Consider the following 2,746-nt stretch of genomic DNA (forward strand, 5'->3'; position numbering starts at 1 on the left):
CAGGACCGTCGGCACCCTCTGGGATACCATCGGCAGTCTCCTCGACCGCTTCAGTCCGAGCGAGTGCGCCGCCTACTTCCAACACTGCGGCTATGCACAGTCAGGGCAATAAAGGTCTAGGAACTCCTCGAGCTTCACCGGCGACACTGGCTCAGGCAGAATGTGCAAGCCCTCGCGTGCTGCAAGGGAAGTGAAGTCGGTCGACGCCTTCGGACCCGCCACCAGAACCGCTGGCAGCCTCGGGCGCCGCGCTCGCACAGCCCGGGCCAGGGTGATGGCGTCCACCCCGGGCGGCATGGAATGGCGGGCGAGCAACAGGTCGAAGGGCTCGCCAGTATCGAGCAGCGCCAATGCCTCAGCACCACTGGCCACTACCGCCTCCCACCCGCTCTGGTGGAGACAGTGACAAAGATAGCGACGGGTGAGCAGGACGTCGTCCACCACGAGCGCGCGCGGCATGCTCCCAGCAACGGGTACGGCTGCCATGTCAGCCTCTCCAGGAGTCTGAGGCAGCCAGAGCGTCACCTTGGTGCCCCGACCCGGTTCGCTCTCGAGGTGCAGCGCACCACCCGACTGCGCAGCAAAGCCGTGGGCCATGGACAGGCCGAGCCCGGTGCCCCGGTCCTGCGGCTTGGTCGTGAAGAAGGGCTCCGTCGCTCGCGCCAGCGTCGCCGCGTCCATCCCGGCGCCGGTGTCGGCAACCCAGAGCCGCACGTACCTCCCCGGAGCCAAGCCGGCTACGTGTCTCTCGCTGCCTTCCGCCGCGACCTCGGGCGCGGCGCCGAAGGTGACTTCACCACCGTCCGACGGCATCGCGTCTCGGGCGTTGATAGCAAGGTTGATCAGCACCGTCTCAAGCTGCCGTCGATCCGCCTGTAGTACCGGTAATCCCGCCGGCACCTCGATCCCTACCCGGATCCCCGGCCCGAGCGCGTTGGCAAGCATGTCCCGCAGCCCGCCCAGTAGCTCGGCAGGTTCGAGGGCCGCGGCGTTCAACCTCTCGAGCCGTGAGAAGGCGAGCAAACGGCGTGAGACCGCGGCGCCGCGCTCGGCGCCGTCACGCAGCCCGGCCAGTAGACGCAGGGCGCCCGGACCTGCCGCGGCGAGCGCGGCGCCGTAGCGTTTCTCAAGCAGAGCGATGCCCGCCAGCACCGCGGCGGATGAGTTGTTGAAGTCGTGCGCCACGCCCCCGGCGAGTTGGCCCAGCGCCTCCATCTTCTGCGCCTGACGTAGCCGCTCCTGCGCCGCAGTGTGTTCGGCCACTTCCGCCATCAGTGCCTGGGTGCGCTCCTCAACACGGGCCTCGAGCGTCTCAGCCGCGAGCCGAAGCGCTTCGAGGTGGCGTCGCGTCTCATGCTGGCGCGCCCGAGCCCGCAAGGCGGCCCGGACCGCACTCCGCAGCGTCTCGGCATGCAGGGGCCGATCGAGCAGGGTGACGTTGCCCAGCCCTGCGAAGAGCGCCCACCGTCCCTCAGGTCCTCGCCGGCGCCCGCCGGCGGTGAGCACCACCACCGGGAGGTCCGACCAAGGCGGCTGCCGTGCCAAGCACGCCACGAGCGCGTCCGCTCCGCCGGCAAGCGCCTCCTCGGCGACAAGCAGCGCGGCCACGGTCGCGCCGCCATCGGGCAGCAGGTCCTCGCAGAGGGTGGCAAGGCCACCCGGCGCCTTGGTAGGCACGCCCATGCCAGCCAGGATGCGTCCGATCTCCGCGGCGTCGCGCCCGATCGGCGCCAGGACGAGGACCGGTCCCAAGGTCGGGAAATCAGCCGGTCGCATCGCCTCCACTGCCAATAAGCCGCTCCTGCGAACCAGTGTAGGTCGGTACCCCGGTCAGCACGCCGTGCAACTCTAGGAGCGGCGGCCCGACTTGCATGCCGTTCGGAAACAGCTGGTACTCGTGGATAGCGAGCCCGTGCACCCCGGTGCGCTTCTTGATGACCGAGACCGCTTTGCGCACCTCGCCGGCCGCCTCGAAGATGCGCAGCAGCACCACGGCATCGCTCAGAAAACTGAGATCGATCGGATTGTGCACGTCGCCCACCACACCCTGCTGTGCCAGGATCAGGATCGTCACCACGCCCTGGTTGTTCAGGTAGGTGAGCAGCTCGTGCAGTTGCAGCACTAGCGACCGCTCCTCCGGCATGGTGCCGAGGTAGGAGTTCAGGCTGTCGATGACCACGACGCGCGCCGATCTGTCCTCGACCTCGCGCCGAACCTGCCAGACGAACTCGCCGGGGGAGAGGCGCGAAGGAATGGCGCGGCTCCAGCCGAGTGTGCCCTCCTCCACCGCCTCGACCACGTCGAGGCCGAGCGCTCCGGCGCGGTGCGACAGCGTCGGGAAGGTCTCGTCGAAGGAGAAGTAGGCGGCGTGCTCGCCCTGCCTGATGGCGGCCATAGCGAAGTGCAGCGCCATGGACGATTTGCCCGCGCCTGAGGGCCCAACCAGCATCGTCGTCGTACCCCGGTCCAGGCCGCCGCCGAGCACCTCGTCCAGGCCTGCCACACCGCTCGAGACGGCCGCGCCCTCCACCCGGGTCTTGTGTTCGTCGGCGATCAGGCTTGGGAACACCAAAACGTCGCCGGTGATGAGGGCGAAGTCGTGCCAGCCGCTCTGGTAGTCGGTGCCGTGCTGCGCGGCGATCAGGGTGAGAACGCGCGGCGATCTGGATGAGAAACGCCTGCATGGCGCCGTCGGGAGGGCGTAGCCCGACCGGCGGGGCCATGCAGGCGAGCGCCCACCCGTTCT

Annotated in this window: 2 protein-coding genes; both read right to left on the reverse strand. The window is 69.0% G+C overall.

Features of this window, described 5'->3' with window-relative positions; translation table 11 throughout:
* Positions 1–90: 90 nt before the first annotated feature.
* Entirely contained in the window at positions 91–1,785 is a 1,695-nt protein-coding gene (locus LHA35_RS28060; protein ID WP_226614780.1) for an ATP-binding protein, read from the reverse strand.
* Positions 1,763–2,746, reverse strand: a 984-nt coding sequence (locus tag LHA35_RS28065; RefSeq protein ID WP_226614769.1) for an ATPase domain-containing protein, incomplete at its 5' end; no start/stop codon positions are given. The genes LHA35_RS28065 and LHA35_RS28060, both read right to left, overlap by 23 nt.

Origin of the sequence: Roseicella aerolata (assembly GCF_020523605.1) — a bacterium.
Taxonomy (GTDB): domain Bacteria; phylum Pseudomonadota; class Alphaproteobacteria; order Acetobacterales; family Acetobacteraceae; genus Paracraurococcus; species Paracraurococcus aerolatus.